Annotated in this window: 18 protein-coding genes and 1 pseudogene; 9 read left to right on the top strand and 10 right to left on the bottom strand. The window is 72.3% G+C overall.

The annotated features are described in order from the left end of the window. Positions 1 to 811: 811 nt before the first annotated feature. Positions 812 to 1,168, top strand: a complete 357-nt coding sequence (locus AMK33_RS06450) for a peptidase inhibitor family I36 protein (protein ID WP_073931757.1) — start codon at positions 812 to 814, stop codon at positions 1,166 to 1,168. 63 nt (positions 1,169 to 1,231) lie between these two features. Here AMK33_RS06450 and AMK33_RS06445 read toward each other — a convergent pair whose 3' ends face one another. The 4 genes from AMK33_RS06445 to speB are packed head-to-tail and all read right to left on the bottom strand — an operon-like array spanning position 1,232 to position 6,610. Further along, positions 1,232 to 3,484 carry a tetratricopeptide repeat protein gene (locus AMK33_RS06445; protein ID WP_073931756.1) on the bottom strand — a complete coding sequence of 751 codons (2,253 nt, stop codon included), beginning with the start codon at positions 3,482 to 3,484 and terminating at the stop codon, positions 1,232 to 1,234. Then, the gene (locus AMK33_RS06440; protein WP_073931755.1) at positions 3,481 to 3,900 is read right to left on the bottom strand and encodes a hypothetical protein; all 420 of its coding nucleotides are present in this window, start codon (positions 3,898 to 3,900) and stop codon (positions 3,481 to 3,483) included. Before AMK33_RS06440 ends, AMK33_RS06445 begins: the two co-directional genes overlap by 4 nt. Before the next feature lie 59 nt (positions 3,901 to 3,959). Further along, positions 3,960 to 5,645 (bottom strand): thiamine pyrophosphate-binding protein, encoded by a 1,686-nt coding sequence (locus AMK33_RS06435; protein ID WP_073931754.1) that lies wholly within the window; start codon positions 5,643 to 5,645, stop codon positions 3,960 to 3,962. After that, positions 5,642 to 6,610 (bottom strand): agmatinase, encoded by a 969-nt coding sequence (speB, locus tag AMK33_RS06430; protein ID WP_004931144.1) that lies wholly within the window; start codon positions 6,608 to 6,610, stop codon positions 5,642 to 5,644. The genes AMK33_RS06435 and speB overlap by 4 nt, the downstream gene beginning before the upstream one ends. 152 nt (positions 6,611 to 6,762) lie before the next feature. On the opposite strand from speB, the gene AMK33_RS06425 reads away from it, so the two are divergent. Together AMK33_RS06425 and AMK33_RS06420 are read left to right on the top strand one after the other, a co-directional pair. Further along, entirely contained in the window at positions 6,763 to 8,322 is a 1,560-nt protein-coding gene (locus AMK33_RS06425) for a PucR family transcriptional regulator (protein WP_107425030.1), read from the top strand. Between the two features lie 114 nt (positions 8,323 to 8,436). Further along, the gene (locus AMK33_RS06420; RefSeq protein WP_073931752.1) at positions 8,437 to 9,228 is read left to right on the top strand and encodes a phosphatase; all 792 of its coding nucleotides are present in this window, start codon (positions 8,437 to 8,439) and stop codon (positions 9,226 to 9,228) included. A 66-nt stretch (positions 9,229 to 9,294) separates the two neighbouring features. Here AMK33_RS06420 and AMK33_RS06415 read toward each other — a convergent pair whose 3' ends face one another. The 4 genes from AMK33_RS06415 to AMK33_RS06400 all read right to left on the bottom strand — a co-directional run bounded on the left by AMK33_RS06415 (position 9,295) and on the right by AMK33_RS06400 (position 12,910). After that, positions 9,295 to 9,816: a DUF4232 domain-containing protein gene (locus tag AMK33_RS06415; protein WP_073931751.1), complete on the bottom strand. Its 522-nt coding sequence runs from the start codon at positions 9,814 to 9,816 to the stop codon at positions 9,295 to 9,297. A 251-nt stretch (positions 9,817 to 10,067) separates the two neighbouring features. Further along, complete coding sequence (gene tesB / locus AMK33_RS06410) at positions 10,068 to 10,937, bottom strand: acyl-CoA thioesterase II (protein WP_073931750.1); 870 nt, start codon at positions 10,935 to 10,937, stop codon at positions 10,068 to 10,070. A gap of 35 nt (positions 10,938 to 10,972) precedes the next feature. Beyond that, the gene (locus AMK33_RS06405; protein WP_073931749.1) at positions 10,973 to 12,130 is read right to left on the bottom strand and encodes an acyl-CoA dehydrogenase family protein; all 1,158 of its coding nucleotides are present in this window, start codon (positions 12,128 to 12,130) and stop codon (positions 10,973 to 10,975) included. A gap of 183 nt (positions 12,131 to 12,313) precedes the next feature. Next, positions 12,314 to 12,910, bottom strand: coding sequence for an SACE_7040 family transcriptional regulator (locus AMK33_RS06400; RefSeq protein ID WP_073931748.1), 597 nt, complete (start codon positions 12,908 to 12,910; stop codon positions 12,314 to 12,316). Between the two features lie 87 nt (positions 12,911 to 12,997). On the opposite strand from AMK33_RS06400, the gene AMK33_RS06395 reads away from it, so the two are divergent. Genes AMK33_RS06395 through AMK33_RS06380 form a run of 4 tightly spaced genes read left to right on the top strand, consistent with a single transcriptional unit; the run spans position 12,998 to position 18,775 of the window. Continuing rightward, the gene (locus AMK33_RS06395) at positions 12,998 to 14,614 is read left to right on the top strand and encodes a carboxyl transferase domain-containing protein (RefSeq protein WP_073931747.1); all 1,617 of its coding nucleotides are present in this window, start codon (positions 12,998 to 13,000) and stop codon (positions 14,612 to 14,614) included. 14 nt (positions 14,615 to 14,628) lie between these two features. Further along, entirely contained in the window at positions 14,629 to 16,665 is a 2,037-nt protein-coding gene (locus tag AMK33_RS06390) for an acetyl/propionyl/methylcrotonyl-CoA carboxylase subunit alpha (RefSeq protein WP_073931746.1), read from the top strand. Next, positions 16,662 to 17,609, top strand: coding sequence for a hydroxymethylglutaryl-CoA lyase (locus tag AMK33_RS06385; RefSeq protein WP_073931745.1), 948 nt, complete (start codon positions 16,662 to 16,664; stop codon positions 17,607 to 17,609). Before AMK33_RS06390 ends, AMK33_RS06385 begins: the two co-directional genes overlap by 4 nt. A 5-nt stretch (positions 17,610 to 17,614) precedes the next feature. Beyond that, the gene (locus AMK33_RS06380; RefSeq protein WP_073932061.1) at positions 17,615 to 18,775 is read left to right on the top strand and encodes an acyl-CoA dehydrogenase family protein; all 1,161 of its coding nucleotides are present in this window, start codon (positions 17,615 to 17,617) and stop codon (positions 18,773 to 18,775) included. 103 nt (positions 18,776 to 18,878) lie between these two features. Here the strand turns inward: AMK33_RS06380 and AMK33_RS06375 are convergent, their stop codons facing one another. Together AMK33_RS06375 and AMK33_RS06370 are read right to left on the bottom strand one after the other, a co-directional pair. Further along, positions 18,879 to 19,124, bottom strand: coding sequence for a response regulator transcription factor (locus tag AMK33_RS06375; RefSeq protein WP_073932060.1), 246 nt, complete (start codon positions 19,122 to 19,124; stop codon positions 18,879 to 18,881). Positions 19,125 to 19,426: 302 nt separating this feature from the next. Continuing rightward, a pseudogene (locus AMK33_RS06370) lies at positions 19,427 to 19,697 on the bottom strand (ABC transporter permease); the annotation flags it as partial. Positions 19,698 to 20,581: 884 nt separating this feature from the next. Here AMK33_RS06370 and AMK33_RS06365 point away from each other — a divergent pair. Further along, the gene (locus tag AMK33_RS06365; protein ID WP_143203808.1) at positions 20,582 to 20,908 is read left to right on the top strand and encodes a hypothetical protein; all 327 of its coding nucleotides are present in this window, start codon (positions 20,582 to 20,584) and stop codon (positions 20,906 to 20,908) included. A 224-nt stretch (positions 20,909 to 21,132) separates the two neighbouring features. After that, complete coding sequence (locus AMK33_RS06360; protein WP_235617995.1) at positions 21,133 to 21,948, top strand: hypothetical protein; 816 nt, start codon at positions 21,133 to 21,135, stop codon at positions 21,946 to 21,948. Positions 21,949 to 21,951 lie beyond the last annotated feature (3 nt).

The following is a 21,951-nucleotide window of genomic DNA, read 5'->3' as shown; positions in this document are numbered from 1 at the left end:
CGGCGATCCGACGCACGTCGGTCAGCGACTCGCGCATGCGCGCGAGCAGGGACCGGAGCTGGTCCGAGGTCGCGCGGCGGTCGCCGAGCAGGTCCGCCGCGTGGCCGAGGAGGTCGCCGGCCATGGCGAGTCGCAGCCGTTCGACGGTGTCGGCGCGACGGGAGAGGCAGCCGGTTCCGTCCGTGGCGATGCACTCACAGAGTGGGACGGGCGGGGTCAGGCTCGCCGGAGAGGAGCTGATGACAGAGCTTTTGTCACAAGAGGGCCGGCGGATCGGGCGGCATCCACGACGACTGGCTCAAGGCGCAGCGCGAGGCGGAGGGCCTCACTCAGCAGCAGTTGGCCGACCGGGCGATCACGACCTGCTCGCCCCCTGGACCACCGGCACACGGTAAGGCCCGGTGCGGCCTCCCGACGGTCAGGGACCGAAGGCTCGGACTCGTACCACGGCCCGCCTGTGCCCGGCCGACACCGACGGGACCGCGCAGAACAGCCGGCATCAGCAGAGCCACGCAGGACAGCTGGTACCGACGGGGCCGCGCAGGACGGCCGTGGGCGAGCCGTCCCCGCCCGACGGCCCAGGAGGGTGGATCCGGTGGCGCGGGGTGCCGGGCCCCGGACCCGCACGCCCCGCGCGTGCGGCGCCCGCTGCCCGCCGGGAGGCACCCCCGCCGAGCCTCCGGTTCGCTCCATCAGGTGGTGTGGACGGCGGACCGGACCGATCGCCCCCGCCCCGCCGTGACCCTGGAATCGCCCCGGCACGTCCGCCGGGGCGATTCCATGCCTCCACGACGCCTTACTGGAGAGTGCCGTGAAGACTCGTTCCTGGTCCCTCGCCGCCGCCCTCGCCCTGACCGCCCTCCTGCTGCCGGCCCACGCCGCGTCCGCCGCCCCGGCCGCGCCCCCGTCCTGTCCCGACGGGTCGGTCTGCTTCTGGAGCGAAGAGGGCTTCGACGGCGACTACTGGGAGTGGACCGCGCGCAGCGGCTACCGCGACATGCCGCCCCGCCTCCACGACCACGTCGGCTCGGCCGTGGCCAGTACCCGGGCCTGCTTCGTGAACTGGCAGCCCGTCGAGAAGCGGGACGTCTTCAACGGCGACTGGCGCTCCCGCTACCTCGGCGACTTCGGCGGACGCATCGACGGGGTCGGCCCGGGCGGCTGCTGACCCACCGGACTCACTCCGGGATCGTACGGACTTCCGGTCCCCGAACGCCTCGGGACGCCGCGGTCAGCGGGTACGGCTCCGTCGCTCCGTTCCTCGGGGACCCGCGGGCTGCTCCGCCCGGACCTCGGCGTACCAGGCGCGGGCCGCGACGGTCTCGGGGTGGTCCTCGCCCAGGACCGCGGCCCGCTGCTCGGCCACCTCGCGTGCGCTGTCGGCGGCCTGCTCCCGCTTGCCCTGCGCGTACTGGGCCCGGCTGAGCTGGATGAGCACCCCGAGGACCAGCGGGTGGTCGTCCCCGTACCCGGCCCGCTGTCCGGCGAGCACCCGGCGGAAGAGGTCCTCGGCCTCGGCGCCCCGGCCGGAGCGCAGGAGTCCCCGCGCCAGTGCGTCACGCGCCCACACGGTCACCAGGTGGTCGGGGCCGAGGCGGTGTTCGCAGTCCCCCGCCAGTTCCTCGGCCGCCGTCGTGTAGCCGTCGAACTCGTCCTGCGTGAGGCGGAGTTCCAGCATCTCGCAGCGGGTCTTGAGGGTGGCGACGTGGTCCTCGCCGAGCGTGTGGCGGCGACCGTCCAGGACTGTTTCCAGCAGCGTACGGGCTTGTGTCAGGTCGCCCAGGCGGTGCAGCACCCGCTGCAGTTCGTAGGCCGCGTCCAGGGTGCGCGCGTCATGGGGGCCGAGCGTGCGCAGCGCGTCCTGGTGGACCGGTCGCAGGAGGTCGGCGGCTTCGGCGTACCGGCCGAGTCTGAACAGGACGGTCCCCTGGCCCGACCGGGCCTCGACGGTGGCCGGGTCCTCGTCCCCCAGGTGTTCCGCGGCCGTCTTCGCGGCGGTGGCGGCCAGGGCCAGTGCGGCGGTCCAGTCTCCCGCCTCGTACACCAGTCGCGCGACACGGGCCGCGATCCGTACGGATTCCGCCGTCACCAGGCCGTGGCGGTGGGACCGGTGCAGCAGGCCGGTCGCGTGCGGTGCCAGGAGCCGCACCTGGGAGCGGGCCCGCGGTGACGCGGCGCCCTCCTGCGGCAGCGCCGCCCGCAGCAGCCGGCCCGCCGCTCCCGCCAGGAGTTCGCGCTCCGTGTCGGGCACGCCCGCGGCGACGCTGTCCAGCAGGACCCCGTGGGCCTTCACGCAGCGGTGCCCGTCCGTCTCGACCAGGTCGATCAGCGAGTGGTCGAGGAGCGCGCGCAGGGCCGGTTCGACGCGGGCGGCGGTCAGCGGCGGATCGAGGCGGTCGAGCCCGTCGATCCCGCCCTGTGCCGCCGGCATCAGCAGTGACAGCGGCACGGGGTCCGCCGCCCAGAAGGACAGCAGCCGCAGCAGGGCCGTCGCCTCCGGCAGGCCGCCCTCCGCCAGGCCGTCCAGCGAGAGCTGCCACGTGCGGCCCACGAGGTGGCGGGAGTGTCCGCCGCCGGTCGCCGGAGCCCCCCGGTCGACCAGGGCCGTCGACTCCTCGCTCAGTTTCCGGTCGTACTCGTCCATGGACCACGACTCCAGCAACTGGTGGGCCAGATGTGCCCCGGCCAGGGTCAGTGCCAGGGGCAGGCAGCCCAGGCGGCGGGCGACCTTCCGCGCGGACTCCCGCGTGCCCGCGTCCGGGGCCAGATCACGCAGGACCAGGGTCGCGTCCTCCAGGGGAAGCACACCGAGCCGGTGGCTGCTCGTCCCCGGGGTGTGCCACAGCGGGGAGGTCGCGTGGCGGGTGGTCACCAGCACCGTCCCCGAGGGGCTCGGGCGCAGCCAGGCGCCTTCCTCCAGGATGCCGGGGTCGTCGGCGTTGTCGAGGACCAGCAGCCAGGGTTGTGCCGAGTGGTCCAGGTGGTGCCAGACCAGGTCGGCCGCGGCGCGTTGGCCGCCGGCCGCTGCGGCCAGTTCGCCGTCCGCGGCACCGCGGTCACCGGCGACGGCGAGCATGCCGGCGCGCAGGGACACCCGTTCGGAGGCGTTGACCCACAGGCCGACGCGGCCGTGGTCCCGTACGGCCTCGGTGAACAGGGCATGGGCGACGGCCGTCTTGCCGCAGCCGCCCATTCCGTGCAGGACCTGGATGCCGCCGCCGGGTCCGGCCACGGCGGCCCGTAGGTGCTCCATGAGGTCGGTGCGGTCCCGCAGGACGCCGGGCGTGCGACCGACCAGGGGCATGCGGACGGAGTCGGGGGCGGTCCCGCGGGGTTCGGCCGGGCCCGTCCACGGGTGTCCGAACAGCGGGGCCGAGCCCGGGGCGTAGTGGTGGACGTGTTCCTCGATGTACTGGTCGCCACCGGTCTGGTAGATCCGGGCGCTGCCCGAGGCGTGGCCCTCCATCGGTCCCGGCACGCTCATCGTTCGGTGATGTGCTGGTCGCGCCCGGCCTGGTAGATGCGGGCGCTGCCCGACGCGCGGGCCCGCAGGTGGATTTGGTGCGCGTCCGGTTCCTCCGGGAGCGACGGGCTCAAGTCGTCCAGGATGCGCCGCAGTTCGTCGGCGGCCTCCGGCTGGGCGAGCAGGAACCGCCGTACGCGGCCCTGCCATTCGGCGGTCAGCTCGGTCTCGGCTTCGGCGTCACCGGCCTGGCGCGCGAGGAGCAGTTCCGCACGGCCCGCCTCCAGTTCCTCACCGACGCTCTCGGCTCTGGCGGGCTGGAACCGGCGCCACAGGGCGACCATGCCGTCCCGCGCCGATTCCCAGGCGTTCGTCACCATCAGTGTGACGACGGTCGTGCCCGCCGTCCCCGCCAGCGCGGCGATCTCCGGATCCATGGTCCCCCCTACGGCCGGCTCCCGATCCTAGGGCCCCGGTCCGCTCACGGCACAGGGTTTCATTCCGCGTGCGTCGGCGCGAACATCCGCAGCACGGCGGGGAGTACGACCACCGCGGGGCCCGGTGTCGTCAGGGCCTTCGCGAGGTCCTGTTCCAGGGTCTCGGGGCTGGTCCGCAGGCCGGGTACGCCGAAGGACTCCGCCAGGGCCACGTAGTCGGGGCGGGTCAGTTCCGTCGCCGTGGGCTCGCCGAAGGCGTCGGTCATGTACTCGCGGAGGATGCCGTAGCCGCCGTCGTCGACGATGAGCCAGGTGACGTCGAGGTCGTACTGGCGGGCCGTGGCCAGCTCGGCGACGGAGTACAGGGCGCCGCCGTCTCCGGAGACCGCCAGCACCGGGCGGGTGGGGTCGGCGACCGCCGCGCCGAGGGCGGCCGGGAAGCCGTAGCCGAGGCCGCCGGCTCCCTGGGCGGAGTGGAGGTGGTTGGGGCCCATGGCGTCGAACGCGGACCAGGCCCAGTAGGCCAGGATCGTCATGTCCCAGAAGGACGGCGAATTCGTGGGGAGGGCGCGGCGGACGGCCGTCAGCACCTGCTGTTCCAGGGTGAGTTCCTGGGCGGCGATGCGTTCGCGTACGCGGTTCAGCAGGTCCCGTACGCGCTCCGGGGCCGTCGCGTCCTCGCGCGGTTCCACCGTCTCGAGGAGTGCCTGGAGCGCGAGGCGGGCGTCGGCGTGGATGCCGAGGCCCGGGTGGTTGGACTCCAGTTTGCCGAGGTCGGCCTCGATCTGGACGACCCGGCCGCGCGGCTTGAACGTGTGGTAGTTCGAGGAGAGTTCGCCGAGGCCGGAGCCGACGACCAGCAGGACGTCCGCGTCCTCCAGGAAGTCGGTGGTGTGGCGGTCCTCCAGCCAGGACTGGAGCGACAGCGGGTGCGTCCAGGGGAAGGCGCCCTTGCCGCCGGGGGTGGTGACGACGGGGGCCTGGACGCGCTCGGCGAGCTGCTTCAGTTTGCCGGAGGCGTCGGAGCGGACCACTCCCCCGCCCGCGATGATCGCGGGGCGGGCGGCGTTCGCCAGCAGGTGGGCGGCGAGTGCGGTGAGTTCGGGGCGTGGGGGCAGCTCGTCGGGGGTGGCGTCCATCGCCGTCACCACCGGCAGGACCGTCTCCGCGAGGAGCACGTCCTGCGGGATCTCCACCCACACGGGACCGTGCGGAACGGTCAGCGCCGACTGCCAGGCCGCCGCGATCGCCGACGGGATCTGGGACGCCGTACGCACGCTGTGGACGGACTTCACCACGCCCCGGAACGAGGCCGACTGGTCGGGGAGTTCGTGCAGGTAGCCGTGGCGGCCACCGCCGAGCCCCGCCGTCGGGACCTGGCTGCTGATCGCCAGCACCGGCGCCGAGGCCGCCGCCGCCTCCTGGAGCGCGGCCAGGGAGGTGAGGGCTCCCGGGCCGGTCGACAGCAGCAGCGGGGCGGCCTCGCCGGTGATCCGGCCGTACGCGTCCGCCGCGAAACCGGCGTTGTTCTCCACGCGCAGGCCGATGTACCGCAGGTCGGAGCGGCGCAGGGCGTCGAACACGCCGAGGGCGTGCTGGCCGGGCAGGCCGAAGACGGTGGTCGCGCCGAGCCCGGCCAGGGTCTCCACGACCAGGTCTCCGCCGTTGCGGCCGGGGGGCGGGTCGAGTGCCGCCTCCGTCTGTGCGGCGGTCGGACGGAGCACCAGGTCGTGGTCGTGGGTCACTGCGCGCGGGCCTCCGCAATCTGACGGGACATGATCGTGGTCAGCTCGTACGCCGTGTGGGACGCCGCCACCGAGGTGATCTCGGCGTGATCGTACGCGGGCGCCACCTCGACGACGTCCGCCGAGACCAGGTTGCAGGAGGCCAGTCCGCGCAGGATCTCCAGCAGCTCGCGGGAGGTCATGCCGCCGGCCTCGGGAGTGCCGGTGCCGGGGGCGTGGGCCGGGTCCAGGCAGTCGATGTCGATGGAGATGTACAGCGGGCGGTCGCCGATGCGCTGACGGAGCTGGTCGGCGACCTCGTCGGCGCCCCGGCGGTAGACGTCCGCGGAGGTGACGATGCCGAAGCCCATCTTCTCGTCGTCGGTGAGGTCCTGCTTGCCGTAGAGCGGGCCTCGGGTGCCGACGTGGGAGAGGGCGGAGGTGTCGAGGATGCCCTCCTCGACCGCGCGGCGGAACGGGGTGCCGTGGGTGTACTCGGCGCCGAAGTAGGTGTCCCAGGTGTCGAGGTGGGCGTCGAAGTGGAGCAGCGCCACGGGGCCGTGCTTCTTGGCGACGGAGCGGAGCAGCGGCAGGGCGATGGTGTGGTCGCCGCCCAGGGTCATCAGGCGGGCGCCGGTGCCGAGGAGGTCGTCGGCGGCGGCCTCGACCGTCTCCACGGCCTCGTTGATGTTGAAGGGGTTCACGGCGATGTCGCCGCCGTCCGCGACCTGGGCGAGGGCGAAGGGGGAGGCGTCCTGCGCCGGGTTGTAGGGGCGCAGCAGCCGGGACGCCTCACGGATGGCGTTGCCGCCGAATCGGGCGCCCGGCCGGTAGGAGACGCCCGAGTCGAAGGGCACGCCCACCACGGCGACGTCGGCGCGGCCGACCTCGTCCAGACGGGGCAGCCGGGCGAAGGTCGCGGGACCGGCGTACCGGGGGACGCGGGAGGAGTCGACGGGGCCGCGGGGCGTCTCGTTGCTGCTCATGGGACTGCCTTCTTTCCTGCTCTTCGCCTTGGCTCATGCATCCGCCCGCACCCGCGGGCTGCCGGTCTGTCCCGACCATAGAGCGGCGGAAAGCACCTGCGAAGTGTACGTTTCATCCATTCCCGCCGCACGGAATGGAGGAAGTGTCCAGCATGTCGGACCCCATGGTTCCCCCCACGCCGCCTGTGCGTCTGGACGCACTCCTGGCACGCGAGGACCTCGGACTGCGCCGGGTCGCCGGGCCCGACGACCCCGGCACCGTCGTGCACTGGGCGCACGCCTCCGAGATGGCGGACCCGTACCCGTACCTGCTGGGCGGGGAGCTGCTGCTGTCGGCGGGGGTGCACATCCCGGAGGGGGCGGGCGCGGGCTACTTCGACGCGTATGTCTCCCGGATCGTGGCGGCGGGCGGGGCGGCGCTCGGGTTCGGCGTGGCACCGGTGCACGAGGCGGTGCCGGGGGCGCTGGCGGAGGCGTGCGAGATGCACGGCCTGCCGCTGCTGGAGGTGCCGCCGCGGACCACGTTCTCGGGGGTGGCGCGGGCGGTCTGGCAGCTCATGGCGCAGGCCCGCCTGGCGGAGCTGCGCCGGGTCACGGAGGCCCAGCAGAGCCTCGCCACCGCGGCGTCCCGCCCGGACCCGGTCCGCCCGGTCCTCCACCAGCTGGCCCAACGAATCGGCGGCTGGGCCGCCCTGTACACCCCGGACACCACAGAACTCACCACCGCAGGAACCCCCCCGTCCCCCGAAACAAGACAGTCCCTGGCGAACCTGGCCAAGGTGGTGAGGCCCCCCGCCCCAACTGCGGGCAGTCGTGCCGCCGGGGCGGCACGGGCGGGCGCGGCGGCACCCGGCGAACGCCGCCAAGTGACACCCGCACCCGGCGAGCACCGACAAGCGGCGCCCACCCCCACCTCCGCCAGCGACACGGTCAACGGCACCCACCTCGCCGCCTACGCCCTCGGCACCGGATACGTACTCGGCGTGGCCGCACCCCACCGCACCCCCGGCGACCACACCATCGCCTCCGTCGCAGCCGTACTGCTCTCCCTCCTCACCGGCCAGCAACAGAGCGGCACCACAGCAGCCCGCTCCTCCGCACTCGTACGACTCCTGCTGGGCGCCCCGCCCAAGGACGTGGCCCCCCTGCTCGGCGGAGAGCGATGGCAAGTGGTCCACGCCCGGCCGGACGGCCACACCGCACCGGACCCCCTGTCCACCTCCGCGCTCGGCACAGCACTCGGCTCCACCCTGGTCGACCCGACCGGCGAGGTCGTACGCGTCCTGGTGCCCGCCGACCGCCCCGTGGAGCCACTTCCCGGCTGGACCCTCGGCGTCAGCACCGCCGCCACCCCGCCCGACTGGCCGGACGCCGACACCCAGGCCGCCCGCGCCCTGGCCCGGGCCCGCGCCACCCGCGCCCCACTGCTCCGGCACGGCGACCGCCCCGCCCTCGCCGACCTCGTCCCGCCGCACGACGCGGACGCCCACGCCCGAGCGCTGCTCGCGCCGATAGCGGCCGCTCCCGCCCTGACGGACACCCTGCGCACCTGGCTCTCCCTGCACGGCAGCTGGGACCGTACGGCGGTGGCGCTGTCCGTGCACCGCAACACCGTGCGGCAGCGCGTCGCGCGGTGCGCGGCGCTGCTGGAGGCGGACCTGGACGACCCGGACGTACGGATGGAGCTGTGGTTCGCGCTGCGGCGCACATGAGGCCGTACGGGCGGCACTGAGTAGCCGTACGGAGTCGGCTGAGTACGCGTGACGCACGTCCCAGCGCGCGATACGTCAGGGACGCCCACAGGCCGCTGCCCCACAATGGGGGGCATGCCGATACCCGGGACACCCAGCCGCGCCGAACTCGTCGAACACCTGGTCGCCACGCGCATCGCGGGCGATGTCGCCACGCCGCGCGAGAACAACCTCTCCCACTACCGCAAACTGGCGAACGGCGACCGTCACTTCTGGCTCGGCCTGGAGCTCGGCGACCGCTGGACCGACGAGCAGGACGTGCTGGCGGTGATGGCGGAGCGGGTCGGCGTCAACGACGACCCCGAGTACCGGTACGGGCAGGACACCATCGACCCGGAGCTGACCGTGGCCGGGCTGGAGCGCATGGCCGGGCGGCTGCGCAAGGCGGCGGACGGGCAGCAGCGGGTGCTGTTCGCGACCGGTCACCCGGGCGGGCTGCTGGACGTGCACCGTGCGACGGCCGCCGCGCTGCGGGCCGTCGGCTGCGAGATCGTGGTCATCCCGGACGGGCTGACCACGGACGAGGGTTATGTGATGCAGTTCGCGGACGTGGCGGTGCTGGAGCACGGCGCCACGCTGTGGCACACCCATTCCGGTGAGCCGATGAAGGCCGTCCTGACCGCCCTGGAGCGTGAGGGCCGCCCGCTGCCGGACCTGGTCGTCGCCGACCACGGCTGGGCGGGTGCGGCAGGGCAGTACGGCGTCGACTCCGTCGGCTACGCCGACTGCAACGACCCGGCCCTGTTCGTCGCCGAGGCGGAGGGCACCGTCCAGGTCACGGTCCCCCTCGACGACCACGTCACCAGCCCCCGCCACTACGACCCGATGACGGCGTACCTGCTGGCGGAGGCCGGCCTGGCGCAGTGAAGACGCCCTCGCCGGCCGGGCGCGGGGGACACGCCCGGCCGGCGGGGCAGCCGGTGGACCCGGGGGTCAGCCGGTGAAGGGGACGGCGTCGGCGGGGTCGGCGTGCCAGTTGGTGGCGACGGGCCGGTCGACCGTGGCGGTGTCGGGGAGGCGGAGCGTGACGGCGTTCTCCTCGTCACCGGCGACCGAGAGGTGGAGCCGGTCGAACTGCACGCCGTTGTCGTTGTTGGTGCTCTTGGGGCTGATGCCGGCGTAGGCGGCGGTGGAGCCGGCGAGGACGATGTCGTCGCTGACGCTCTGCTCGGCGGGCGAGACCTCGGTGTCGGGGGAGGAGCCGAAGGAGGCGGAGGGGAACACGCCCTCCAGGTGGCAGATGATGCCGGGCTTGGCCTTGGCGGTGACCAGGTAGTAGCCGCCCGCCTGCGTCTCGGACGTGACCTTGAAGTTCAGGTCGCTGGTCGCGCAGGGCTGGGTGGTGGAGCTGCCGCTGTCGGCGGTGGCCGTGGCGGTGGCGGCGCCGCCGAGGGCGAGCGCGGCGACGGCGGCCAGGACCAGGCGGGCGGAGCGGGTGGCGAAGCGAGAACGCATGGTGGTCTCCATGGTGTGACGTGGTGGATCGGCCGGCGAGCTGCCGGGATGCCGGCGGGCTGCCGGGATGACCGCAGCTTGTGCCGTGATCCGTCCCACCCGCCACACCGGACGCCCATCACGGGACGCCGGAACGCTGGAACGGCCGCTGACCTGCACGGATACCAACCGCATGGAACGGTCCACTGGGACGCGGACAGCCGGCCCCCGTACGCGGGACACGTACGGGGGCCGGCTCAACGGGGGGCGACTCAGGGGCGCGGGACGCGGACCACGCCCTCCTGGATGACCGAGACCGCGAGGCGGCCGTCCTGGGTGTAGATGCGGGCCTGGCCGAGGCCCCGGCCGCCGTGGGCCGTGGGGGACTGCTGGTCGTACAGGAGCCACTCGTCGGCGCGGAACGGGCGGTGGAACCACATCGCGTGGTCCAGGGAGGCGCCGACGACGTCGCCGACGGCCCAGCCGCCGCGGCCGTGGGCGAGGAGGACGGAGTCCAGCAGCGTCATGTCGGAGACGTACGTGGCGAGGACGACGTGCAGCAGGGGGTCGTCGGCGAGCTTGCCGTTGGTGCGGAACCAGACCTGGGAGTGGGGTTCGCGCGGCTCGCCGAAGCGGCCGTAGGGCGGCTCGTCGACGTAGCGCAGGTCGACGGCGGCGCGGGCCTCCAGGAAGCGCTCCACGACCTCGGGGGCGAGGTGGGCGTACCCGCGCAGGCGTTCCTGCGACGTGGGCAGCGTGGCCGGGTCGGGGGACGGCGGCATCGGGTCCTGGTGGTCCAGGCCCTCCTCGTACGTCTGGAAGGACGCCGAGAGGTGGAAGATCGGCTTTCCGTGCTGGACCGCGACCACCCGCCGGGTGGTGAAGGAGCGGCCGTCGCGGATCCGGTCGACGGTGTAGACGATCGGGGCGCCGGGGTCGCCGGGGCGCAGGAAGTACGCGTGCAGGGAGTGGGCGGGCCGGTCCTCGGGGACGGTCCGCCCGGCGGCGACCAGCGCCTGCGCCGCGACCTGCCCGCCGAAGACGCGGGGGACGACGGCGCTGCGGGAGTGGCCGCGGAAGATGTTCTCCTCGATCTGCTCGAGGTCGAGCAGATCGAGGAGTTCCTGTAGTGCCTGACTCATGGGGTCAGTTGTATACGGCAGGGATTTCGGGGGGCTTACAGGCCCATGTCCTTGGCGATGATCGTCTTCATGATCTCGCTGGTGCCGCCGTAGATGCGGTTGACGCGGTTGTCCGCGTACAGGCGGGCGATCGGGTACTCGTTCATGTAGCCGTAGCCGCCGTGGAGCTGGAGGCAGCGGTCGATGACGCGGTGGGCGACCTCGGTGCAGAACAGCTTGGCGGAGGCGGCCTCGGCGGGGGTCAGCTCGCCGGCGTCCAGGGCCTCGGTGGCGCGGTCGGCGACGGCCTCGGCGGCGTCGACCTCGGCCTGGCAGGCGGCCAGCTCGAACTTGGTGTTCTGGAAGTGGGCGACCGGCTTGCCGAAGACGGTGCGCTCCTGCACGTACTGCTTGGCGAACCGGACGGCGGCCTTGGCCTGCGCGTAGGCGCCGAAGGCGATGCCCCAGCGCTCGGAGGCCAGGTTGTGGCCGAGGTAGTAGAAGCCCTTGTTCTCCTCGCCGAGCAGGTCCTCGACGGGGACCTTGACGTCGACGAAGGCCAGCTCGGCGGTGTCGGAGGTCTTCAGGCCGAGCTTGTCGAGCTTGCGGCCGACCGAGTAGCCCTCGGACTTGGTGTCGACGGCGAAGAGGGAGATGCCGTGGCGGCGGTCCTCGGCCGTCGGGGCGGCGGTGCGGGCGCAGACGATCACCTTGTCGGCGTGGACACCGCCGGTGATGAAGGTCTTGGCGCCGTTGAGGACGTAGTGGGAGCCGTCCTCGCTGAGCTTGGCGGTGGTCTTCATGCCCGCGAGGTCGGAGCCGGTGCCCGGCTCGGTCATCGCGATGGCCCACATCTCCTCGCCGGTGACGAACTTCGGCAGGTAGCGCTTCTTCTGCTCGTCGGTGGCGAGCATCTTGAGGTAGGGCAGGGCGAGCAGCACGTGCACGCCGGAGCCGCCGAACTGGACGCCCGCGCGGGCGGTCTCCTCGTAGAGGACGGCCTCGAACTTGTGGGTGTCCATGCCCGCGCCGCCGAACTCCTCGGGCACGCTGATGCCGAAGATGCCCAGCTCACCGAGCTTGTAGTAGAAGTCGCGGGGCGCCTGGCCCGCTGCGAACCACTCGTCGTAGACGGGGACGACCTCGGCCTCGATGAAGGCGCGGATGGTCTCCCGGAACGCCTCGTGATCCTCGTTGAAAACCGTACGGCGCACTGTCCGCCACCCTTCTCTGCGCCTAAACCGGCGCCGCTCTCGCGCACGTGGTTGCTCGCCGTCGGGGTTCCTCAATTGATGGTTGCGGCCCGCATGGCTAAGCGCTTGCTCATCCAAGATACCGGCGAGTATCCACAGCCGTCCAGGGTGGAGGACCCGTAACGCTCGTCACCCCGGCCGGGGTCAGCGCGAGCCCGCCGCCGCGAACGCCCCGCGCGCCATCCGGTGCAGCAGTTCCGCGGTGCCCGCACGGCCCGGCAGGGAGCCGGGGCGGGTGAGGTGGGGGGTGGAGTTGAGCAGGCCGAACACCGAGTGGACCGCCGAGCGGGCGGCCGGTTCGGCCAGCTCCGGGTAGAGCTCGCGCACCACCCCGACCCACAGCTCGACATACTGCCGCTGCAACTGGCGCACCAGCTTGCGGTCGGTGTCCCGGAGGCGGTCCAGCTCACGGTCGTGCAAGGTGATGAGGGGGCGGTCGTCGAGCGCGAAGTCGATGTGCCCCTCGATCAGCGAGTCGAGGACCGCCTCGGGGGCCACCCCGTCGGCCTCCTTCAGGCGCCGCTTCGCGCCGGTCAGGAGCTGGCCGCTGATCCCCACCAGCAGCTCCGCGAGCATCGCGTCCTTGCCCGCGAAGTGCCGGTAGAGCCCGGGGCCGCTGATGCCGACCGCGGCACCTATCTCGTCGACCCCGACGCCGTGGAAGCCGCGGTCGGCGAAGAGCCGGGCGGCCTCCTTGAGGATCTGCTCGCGGCGGGTGGGGGCGTCGGTTCTGGTGGCCATGGAGACGATTCTAGACAGCACGGTTAGCGGTCGTTAACCTGAAGGAAATGCGTTAACGCTCATTAACAAGGTGAGGGGACCCGCAGGATGCATGAGGCACCGGAGCTTCACAGCGCGGCCGATCCCGCGTCGGAGGCCTTTCGGGCCAACGAGGAGGCGCACCGCGTCCTCGTCGAGGAGCTGCGCGGCAAGCTGGCCGCGGCGGCGCTCGGCGGCGGCGAGCGGGCGCGGGCACGGCACACCGCGCGCGGGAAGCTGCTCCCGCGCGAGCGCGTGGACACACTCCTCGACCCCGGCTCGCCCTTCCTGGAGCTGGCCCCGCTGGCGGCCGACGGGATGTACGAGGGGCAGGCCCCGGCGGCCGGAGTGATCGCCGGGATCGGGCGGGTCAGCGGCCGGGAGTGCGTGGTCGTGGCCAACGACGCCACCGTCAAGGGCGGCACGTACTACCCCATGACGGTGAAGAAGCACCTGCGCGCGCAGGAGGTGGCCCTCGACAACCGGCTCCCCTGCGTCTACCTGGTGGACTCCGGCGGCGCCTTCCTGCCGATGCAGGACGAGGTGTTCCCCGACCGGGACCACTTCGGGCGGATCTTCTACAACCAGGCCCGGATGTCCGGCGCCGGCATCCCGCAGATCGCGGCGGTGCTCGGCTCGTGCACGGCGGGCGGGGCGTACGTCCCGGCGATGAGCGACGAGGCGGTGATCGTCCGCGACCAGGGCACGATCTTCCTCGGCGGCCCGCCGCTGGTGAAGGCGGCCACGGGTGAGGTGGTCACGGCGGAGGAGCTGGGCGGCGGCGAGGTCCACTCGCGGGTGTCGGGCGTGACCGACCATCTCGCGGAGGACGACGCGCACGCGCTGCGGATCGTGCGGAACATCGTCTCCACGCTCCCCGCGCGGGGAGCCCTGCCCTGGGGGGTCGAGCAGGCCGTCGAGCCCAAGGTGGACCCGGCGGGGCTGTACGGCGCGGTGCCGGTCGACTCCCGCACGCCCTACGACGTGCGCGAGATCATCGCGCGGATCACCGACGGCTCCCGTTTCGCGGAGTTCAAGTCGGAGTTCGGGCAGACCCTGGTCACCGGCTTCGCCCGGATCCACGGCCACCCGGTGGGGATCGTCGCCAACAACGGCATCCTGTTCTCCGAGTCCGCGCAGAAGGGCGCCCACTTCATCGAGCTGTGCGACCAGCGCGGCATCCCGCTGGTGTTCCTGCAGAACATCTCGGGCTTCATGGTGGGCCGGGACTACGAGGCGGGCGGTATCGCCAAGCACGGCGCCAAGATGGTCACGGCGGTCGCCTGCACGCGCGTGCCGAAGCTGACGGTGGTGGTCGGCGGGTCGTACGGGGCGGGCAACTACTCGATGTGCGGGCGGGCCTACTCCCCCCGCTTCCTGTGGATGTGGCCCAACGCCAAGATCTCGGTGATGGGCGGCGAGCAGGCCGCCTCGGTCCTCGCGACCGTGAAGCGGGACCAGCTGGAGGGTCGTGGCGAGGAGTGGCCGGCGGAGGACGAGGACGCCTTCAAGGCCCCGATCCGTGCGCAGTACGAGCGTCAGGGGAACGCCTACTACGCGACGGCCCGCCTCTGGGACGACGGCGTGATCGACCCGCTGGACACCCGGCAGGTCCTGGGACTGGCCCTGACCGCGTGCGCCAACGCGCCACTGAGTGACCCTCAGTTCGGCGTCTTCCGGATGTGAGGGGACGGACAACGATGTTCGAGACAGTGCTTGTGGCCAACCGGGGCGAGATCGCGGTGCGCGTCATCCGCACACTGCGGTCGATGGGCGTGCGCTCGGTGGCGGTGTACTCCGACGCGGACGCCGACGCCCGGCACGTGCGGGAGGCCGACACGGCGGTACGGATCGGGCCGGCGCCGGCCTCGGAGAGCTATCTGTCGGTGGAGCGGCTGCTCGAGGCCGCCGCCCGCAGCGGAGCGCAGGCGGTCCATCCGGGGTACGGGTTCCTCGCCGAGAACGCCGGTTTCGCGCGGGCGTGCGAGGAGGCGGGGCTGGTGTTCATCGGGCCCCCGGCGGACGCGATCGCCCTGATGGGCGACAAGATCCGCGCGAAGGAGACGGTGAAGGCGGCCGGGGTCCCGGTCGTCCCCGGCTCCAGCGGCAGCGGCCTCACGGACGGGCAGCTCGCCGACGCGGCCCGCGACATCGGTGTGCCGGTGCTGCTGAAGCCGTCGGCGGGCGGTGGCGGCAAGGGCATGCGCCTGGTGCGGGACGCTTCGGTGCTGGCCGACGAGATCGCCGCCGCGCGGCGCGAGGCCCGCGCCTCCTTCGGCGACGACACGCTGCTCGTCGAGCGGTGGATCGACCGGCCCCGCCACATCGAGATCCAGGTGCTGGCCGACGGCCACGGGGGCGTCGTCCACCTGGGCGAGCGCGAGTGCTCCCTCCAGCGCCGCCACCAGAAGATCATCGAGGAGGCGCCCAGTGTGCTCCTCGACGAGGAGACCCGGGCCGCGATGGGCGAGGCGGCGGTCCAGGCGGCCCGCTCCTGCGGTTACCGGGGCGCGGGCACGGTGGAATTCATCGTCCCGGGCGACGACCCGTCGTCGTACTACTTCATGGAGATGAACACCCGCCTCCAGGTGGAGCACCCGGTCACCGAGCTGGCTGTATCCATTGGTGCGGCTGGCGCCGCGGGCGGCCTCGACCTGGTGGAGTGGCAGCTTCGGGTGGCGGCGGGCGAGCCGCTGGCGTTCGGGCAGGACGACGTCCGGCTCACCGGGCACGCGGTGGAGGCCCGTATCTGCGCGGAGGACCCCGCGCGGGGCTTCCTCCCCTCCGGCGGCACGGTGCTGAAGCTGCGCGAACCGCAGGGCGACGGCGTGCGCACCGACTCCGGGCTGAGCGAGGGCACGGAGGTCGGCAGCCTCTACGACCCGATGCTGTCCAAGGTGATCGCGTACGGCCCCGACCGCGCGACGGCGCTGCGCAGGCTCCGGGCGGCGCTGGCGGAGACGGTGACGCTGGGCGTGCGGACCAACGCCGGGTTCCTGCGGCGGCTGCTGGCGCATCCGGCGGTCGTGTCGGGGGAGCTGGACACGGGGTTGGTCGAGCGCGAGGTGGCCGGGCTCGTGGCGGACGAGGTGCCGACGGAGGCGTACGCGGCGGCGGCGCTGCTGCGCCAGGCCTCCCTCCGGCAGCCCGCCGGCGGATCCGGCTGGGCCGACCCGTTCGCCGCCGCCGACGGCTGGCGGATGGGCGGCGAGCGGGCGTGGACGGCGCACCACCTGCGGGTGGCGGGCCACGACCCGGTGACCGTGCGCGTGCGCGGCACGGCGGACGGCGGGACGGAACTGCTGCTGCCGGGCGCCGGCACCCCGGTGCGGGGGTCCGCGGGCCCGGTGGGCGGGCACCGGTTCACCTGCACGCTCGACGGCGTCGCCCACACCTTCGCCGCCCTGCCGGACGGCACCTGGCTCGGCCGCGACGGCGACGCCTGGCACGTACGCGACCACGACCCGGTCGCCGCGTCCCTCACCCGCGCCGGCCAGGCGGGCGCCGACTCGCTGACCGCGCCGATGCCGGGCACGGTGACGGTGGTGAAGGTGGCCGTCGGCGACGAGGTGGCGGCGGGCCAGAGCCTGCTGGTGGTGGAGGCGATGAAGATGGAGCACGTCATCTCCGCCCCGCACGCCGGCACGGTCACCGAACTGGACGTGGCCCCGGGCACGACAGTCGCGATGGACCAGGTGCTGGCGGTCATCGCACCGGTGGAGGAGGAGACGGCGTGAACGCCCCGGAACTGGGCCTGCCCATGGTCGTACCGGCCGAGGGCCTGCCCGCGCGGGTCCGCATCCACGAGGTCGGCGCGCGCGACGGACTGCAGAACGAGAAGGCGACCGTGCCGACGGCCATCAAGGCGGAGTTCGTCCGCCGCCTGGCCGGCACCGGTCTGAGCACCATCGAGGCGACGAGCTTCGTGCACCCCAAGTGGGTGCCCCAGCTCGCGGACGCCGAGGACCTGTACCCGGCGGTGTCCGACCTGCCGATGTCACTGCCGGTCCTGGTGCCGAACGAGCGCGGACTGGACCGCGCGCTCGCGCTGGGCGCCCGGCGGGTCGCGGTGTTCGCCAGTGCCACGGAGTCCTTCGCCAGGGCCAACCTCAACCGCACGGTGGACGAGGCGCTGGCGATGTTCGAGCCGGTGGTGCGGCGGGCGAAGGCGGAGGACGTCCACGTCCGCGGCTATCTGTCGATGTGCTTCGGCGACCCGTGGGAGGGCGCGGTCCCGGTCCCCCAGGTGGTGAAGGTGTGCCGGGCCCTGCTCGGCATGGGCTGTGACGAGCTGAGCCTGGGCGACACCATCGGGGTGGCGACCCCGGGCCATGTGACGGCCCTGCTCACCGCGCTCGGCGGGGCGGACGTGCCCGTGTCCGCGCTGGCCGTGCACTTCCACGACACCTACGGCCAGGCCCTGTCCAACACGCTGGCCGCGCTCCAGCACGGCGTCACCACGGTCGACGCCTCCGCCGGCGGACTGGGCGGCTGCCCGTACGCGAAGTCCGCCACCGGCAATCTCGCCACCGAAGACCTCGTGTGGATGCTGCGGGGCCTCGGCATCGACACCGGAGTCGACCTCGACCGTCTGGTCGCCACAAGCGTCTGGATGGCCGCCCACCTGGGCCGAACCAGCCCGTCCCGCACCGTACGAGCCCTCTCCCACCAGGAGCAGTGAACGACATGGACCACAAGCTCTCCCCCGAACTGGAAGAACTCCGCCGCACCGTCGAGGAGTTCGCGCACGACGTGGTGGCGCCGAAGATCGGTGACTTCTACGAGCGGCACGAGTTCCCGTACGAGATCGTGCGGGAGATGGGCCGGATGGGCCTGTTCGGGCTGCCGTTCCCGGAGGAGTACGGCGGCATGGGCGGCGACTACTTCGCCCTGGGCGTGGCCCTGGAGGAGCTGGCGCGGGTGGACTCCTCGGTGGCGATCACCCTGGAGGCGGGCGTCTCGCTCGGCGCGATGCCGGTCCACCTCTTCGGCACCGAGGAGCAGAAGCGCGAATGGCTGCCCCGGCTGTGCTCGGGCGAGATCCTGGGCGCGTTCGGTCTGACGGAGCCGGACGGCGGCAGTGACGCGGGCGCGACCCGTACGACGGCCCGCCTGGACGAGTCGACGGACGAGTGGGTCATCAACGGCACCAAGTGCTTCATCACCAACTCGGGCACGGACGTCACGGGCCTGGTCACGGTCACGGCGGTGACGGGCCGCAAGCCCGACGGCAAGCCGCTGATCTCGGCGATCATCGTCCCGTCGGGCACGCCGGGCTTCACGGTGGCGGCCCCGTACTCGAAGGTCGGCTGGAACGCGTCGGACACCCGGGAACTGTCCTTCCAGGACGTCCGCGTCCCGGCGGCCAACCTCCTCGGCGAGGAGGGCCGCGGGTACGCGCAGTTCCTGCGCATCCTGGACGAGGGCCGTATCGCCATAGCGGCGCTGGGCACGGGGCTGGCGCAGGGCTGTGTGGACGAGTCGGTGAAGTACGCCAAGGAGCGGCACGCCTTCGGCAGGCCGATCGGCGCCAACCAGGCGATCCAGTTCAAGATCGCCGACATGGAGATGAAGGCCCACACGGCCCGCCTCGCCTGGCGCGACGCGGCCAGCCGTCTGGTGGCCGGCGAGCCGTTCAAGAAGGAGGCGGCGCTGGCGAAGCTGTACTCGTCCACGGTCGCCGTGGACAACGCCCGTGACGCCACGCAGATCCACGGCGGCTACGGCTTCATGAACGAGTACCCGGTGGCCCGTATGTGGCGCGACTCGAAGATCCTGGAGATCGGCGAGGGCACGAGCGAGGTCCAGCGGATGCTGATCGCGCGGGAGTTGGGGCTGGCGGGCTGACCCCTTCGCCGCCGGACGGACCGACCGGTCCTCATCCACCGGTCGGTCCGTCCGGCAGCCGTCCCCGCCGACGCCGGCCGTGAGCGGGATCCGGCCGGGCGGCTCAGGCCGCGATCGGCGGCCCGGCGCCGAGGCGCCGATCCCCGCTCACCGGGTCGTCGAACAGTCCCAACTCCTGCGCCCTGGCTCCCAGAGCGACCCGCCCCGGCACCCCCCAGCGCCTCATCAACTGCTGCACACGCCGCTGCACGGTCCGATGGCCGAGCCCCAGACGGCGGCCTATCGCCGCGTCCCCGAGCCCCTGGTACAGCAGGCGCACAATCTCACGATCCGACTGGCTCAGCGTCATTGCCCTGGTCACCCACACCCCCACGAAACGGAACCGGATCCACCTCTTAGGCGGCTCTCACGGAACCCTAAGCTCTTGATCACCTGGAGGAACGAGCCGTCATCACACAAAGCGGTCACACCCGGCTCGACGAAGCTGGCGCGAATACGCCAAACCTCACAGGAGTCGAACGTTTTCGTCACGTCAACGTCGCAGCGCCTCCACCGGCTCGGTCCGCGCCGCCCTGACCCGGACACAGACCGGCCGGCAGGCCGGCGGCCGGCCCCACGAGCGGTGCCGCCGTGACGGTCGCCGGCGGGATGACGGGCGTCCGCGTCGTCGGGGAACGCCACGTCCACGCACTCGTTCCGCTGCCGGGCACTGTCCTCGACAATCCCCTCCGTCGCACTGAGCTCGTTGAAGCGGTTGTCGATCCGGGAGGAGGCGGTGGCCGTCAGGCCGAGCACCGCCACGAAGCTCCCCACTCCCAGCACGGTGCCGACGGCGGCCAGCAGGGACCGTGCCGGTCGTTGCAGGATGTCCGCCGCCGCCTCGGCGCACAGGGTCCCGCACCCGCAGCACGGAAGGCTCCATACCGGTGCCGCGGCGCCCTGCCCGTCCGGACCCGGTCGTCCGGCTCCCTGCCGGACCCCGGCGGACGCCGGCCCGTCCGGCACGCCGCCCCGGATGGTGACGCGGCGCGAACCCAGGGCCGCGACGGCCGGATCGTGAGTGATGATCACCAATGTCATCCCCTGGTCGTTCAGGTCGCCCAGCAGCGTGAGGACCGCGTCGGAGAGGCCGCCGACATCGACGCCGTCGAGCAGGCACCGCCCCTCGGTCGCGGTGTCGAGCGGCCCGGCGATGTCGAGGAACGTCGACTCGCCCGATCCGGACGGCCCCGGGACGGTGATGAACTCCCCCGTCGGATCGTCAGATCGGCGGGGCGCAGGGCCGTCACGGGCGGCGGGCCCTGATAGGTCAGGGCCACCCCCTGGAATCCCGGCACCGGTGCGGTGCCCGGGGCAGCCCGATTACGAGCCGGCCGTGTCGGAGTCGCAGTACAGCAGGAACTTGAAATTGTTGTCCGACTCGCAGGCCGGCCGGCAGTTGCCCCGTTCCGTGAATTCGTTCGCTTCCGCAGAGGGCGCGGCAGTGAACACCAGAAAACCCGCGGCAACGGATGCCGGTAACATTTCCAAAGGGCGACGCACTTAAATTCCGTAAGAAACCAGGCATTAGACGAACATTGATCCCGGAAGTACGGAATTCCGCTCACAACATTTCTGACGTCTTTACGCCTCCACACCCGTGCACCGGTTCCACGAGTGTCGTAATTACGCCTGCACGTTCGCACCTTTTGGCCATTTCGCACATTATGGAGGGCTGTCGCCGACCGGACAGAACACCTAGTTTCGTACTGGCAACAAGGAGAGCACACCCGCCGGTTCAGTCGCACAGATGTGAGGCGATTCCCTTTGGCTGACGAGATGGTCCTGCAGTCCCAGCGATTTTTCAACAGCACCTACAGCGGCTATTCCGGCACGCCCACGCCGAACGACCGCGTCAAGTCCGCCGTGTCCGATCTCAAGGCGGACACGGACGCCCGCACGACCATCGCAAGCGGAACCGACACCGTCAGGTCCATCCGGCAGTGGATGAAATCGCGTCACATCGACCGAGCCGACTTCTCCCCCTCCCGCTTCAGCCGCCCGCAGGGCACGTTCGCCGCCGCGGCAACAGACGACGGTCGGGGCGTCGCAGGCGCCGGCGACATCGCCCGGGCCGTCTCCGAGACCCGCTGACCGGCTGAACAACGACCGCATTCTCCCCCAGCACTTCATGCAGACAAGGAAAGCCCGTGCGCCTCCTCAAGCGAACGACCACACCAGTGGCTGTCATGCTCGCAGCAATATTTCTCGGTGCATGCTCGTCGTCCGGATCGGGTTCCGGTCCGGCGAAGGACCACACCCCGGTCGACCGGAGCAACTGGCCTGCGGAGACCCCTGCTTCCGGACTGGTCAAGGGCTTGGAGTTGCCGCTCGAGGCCTATATGTCCTCGTACGCGGATCAGGTCACCGTCGACACCGCGCTGCGCACCCTCCAGACGCGGTGCATGGCCGAGTACGGGCTCACCGTCGACCTGCCGCGTCCCGGTGTGAACCCGCCGCCCCACAGCAACGCGATCTCGATCGAGCGCCGTTACGGCATCACCGACCGCACCCGGGCCGAGAAGCACGGGTACGCGCTTCCGAAGGAGCTGACCCGGAGCACCGAACCGGTCGACAAGGGGCTTTCGGGTGTGGAGGTGGAAGTGCTGACCGGGCGCACCAAGCCCGAGTTCCGTCCGCCCGAGGGCGCCGAGGACGACGGGCCGTACATCACCGGTGTGGACTCCGGGCCCGCCCGCGCCGAGTACCAGGGCAAGAAGCTGCACGAGGGCGGCTGCGCCGGATGGTCGAAGCGGCAGCTCGAGCTGAACGAGTCGGACGAGGGCTTCGTCTCGCAGCTCGCCTCCACAAGCCTCTCCGAGTCCCGGCTGCGCAAGCCGGTCGAGAAGGCCATCAAGGACTGGTCGGCCTGCATGAAGAAACGGGGACGGTCCGCCGCGGACCCGTACAGGGCCATGGAGCAGGGCTACGCCAACGGCGACGGCACCACCGAAGACGCGATCGGGCTCGCGCTGGACGACATCGACTGCAAGAAGCAGGCCCGTCTGATCGAGGTCTGGTTCAAGGAGGAGTCGGCGGTCCAGAAGCGGCAGATCGAAGAGAACAAGGACCAGCTCGCCGCCGTCAAGACGCGCATGAGCAAGGTCCTTGCAGCCGCCGAGGCTGTCAAGTAACCA

It is taken from the genome of Streptomyces sp. CB02400 (assembly GCF_001905725.1).
GTDB classification, from domain to species: Bacteria; Actinomycetota; Actinomycetes; order Streptomycetales; family Streptomycetaceae; genus Streptomyces; species Streptomyces atrovirens.
Note: the sequence above shows the minus strand (reverse complement) of the source record. Positions and strands in the feature narration are given on the sequence as shown.

Bases quoted from the DNA above. Each gene is read 5' to 3' on its own strand.
- AMK33_RS06445 (WP_073931756.1), bottom strand. From the start codon at position 3,484: ATGAGCGTGCCGGGACCGATGGAGGGCCACGCCTCGGGCAGCGCCCGG.
- AMK33_RS06440 (WP_073931755.1), bottom strand. From the start codon at position 3,900: ATGGATCCGGAGATCGCCGCGCTGGCGGGGACGGCGGGCACGACCGTC.
- speB (WP_004931144.1), bottom strand. From the start codon at position 6,610: ATGAGCAGCAACGAGACGCCCCGCGGCCCCGTCGACTCCTCCCGCGTC.
- AMK33_RS06425 (WP_107425030.1), top strand. From the start codon at position 6,763: ATGTCGGACCCCATGGTTCCCCCCACGCCGCCTGTGCGTCTGGACGCA.
- AMK33_RS06420 (WP_073931752.1), top strand. From the start codon at position 8,437: ATGCCGATACCCGGGACACCCAGCCGCGCCGAACTCGTCGAACACCTG.
- AMK33_RS06415 (WP_073931751.1), bottom strand. From the start codon at position 9,816: ATGCGTTCTCGCTTCGCCACCCGCTCCGCCCGCCTGGTCCTGGCCGCC.
- tesB (WP_073931750.1), bottom strand. From the start codon at position 10,937: ATGAGTCAGGCACTACAGGAACTCCTCGATCTGCTCGACCTCGAGCAG.
- AMK33_RS06400 (WP_073931748.1), bottom strand. From the start codon at position 12,910: ATGGCCACCAGAACCGACGCCCCCACCCGCCGCGAGCAGATCCTCAAG.
- AMK33_RS06395 (WP_073931747.1), top strand. From the start codon at position 12,998: ATGCATGAGGCACCGGAGCTTCACAGCGCGGCCGATCCCGCGTCGGAG.
- AMK33_RS06390 (WP_073931746.1), top strand. From the start codon at position 14,629: ATGTTCGAGACAGTGCTTGTGGCCAACCGGGGCGAGATCGCGGTGCGC.
- AMK33_RS06380 (WP_073932061.1), top strand. From the start codon at position 17,615: ATGGACCACAAGCTCTCCCCCGAACTGGAAGAACTCCGCCGCACCGTC.
- AMK33_RS06375 (WP_073932060.1), bottom strand. From the start codon at position 19,124: ATGACGCTGAGCCAGTCGGATCGTGAGATTGTGCGCCTGCTGTACCAG.